The organism is Micromonospora sp. DT201, assembly GCF_049841575.1.
GTDB lineage: Bacteria > Actinomycetota > Actinomycetes > Mycobacteriales > Micromonosporaceae > Micromonospora.
The window spans coordinates 1-219 of the sequence record NZ_JBNCKP010000130.1; the positions used below are offsets into that span (position 1 = coordinate 1).

Consider the following 219-nt stretch of genomic DNA (forward strand, 5'->3'; position numbering starts at 1 on the left):
GAGGTACGTATCGGGGTCCGCGCGGCGGGTCTGAACTTCCGCGATGTGCTGATCGCCCTGGGTATGTATCCCGGGGAGGCGCCGCTGGGCAGTGAGGCCGCCGGTGTCGTGATCGAGGTCGGTACCGACGTGCACGATCTGACCCCGGGTGACCGGGTGATGGGTCTGGTCATGGACGGGTTCGGAACACGGGCGGTCTCCGACCGGCGGATGGTGGTG

At 68.0% G+C, this 219-nt stretch carries 1 protein-coding gene; it reads left to right on the forward strand.

The window, feature by feature from the left end; translation table 11 throughout:
• A partial coding sequence (locus ACLQ28_RS34690) for an alcohol dehydrogenase catalytic domain-containing protein (protein ID WP_425690476.1) occupies positions 1 to 219 on the forward strand: 219 nt, incomplete at both ends.